The organism is Lacinutrix sp. MEBiC02595, from assembly GCF_053601555.1.
The window spans coordinates 1-294 of record NZ_JBSHNU010000013.1 but is presented as its reverse complement, the minus strand read 5'-3'; the positions used below and the strand labels follow the sequence as shown (position 1 = coordinate 294).

The following is a 294-nucleotide window of genomic DNA, read 5'->3' as shown; positions in this document are numbered from 1 at the left end:
GTTTCATCTACTACATTACAAGCAGTAAGATCTGGACCAGTAGCATCACCGAAGTTTAGCGTTACTGTAATTGTAGATTCATTACCACAATCATCTGCAACGGTATAGGTAACAGGAAGCGAACCACAAGGACCACAAACTACGTTTAAGTTATTGAAGTCGTAATTGGAAGTTACGTTATAAACACCATCTGCATCACAGCTATCTGAACCACAAGATTCAAGTGCAGCAATATTAGCAGTATTCCAAGCATCGGCAATAGTTTCGTTATCATCCGCTGTACAATCTACAGAG

General features: G+C 39.8%; 1 protein-coding gene. It reads right to left on the bottom strand.

Annotation, left to right across the window (positions count from 1 at the left end; all coding sequences use genetic code 11):
- On the bottom strand, window positions 1-294 hold a 294-nt coding region (locus ACVCZW_RS00030), incomplete at both ends, for a hypothetical protein (protein WP_452231279.1).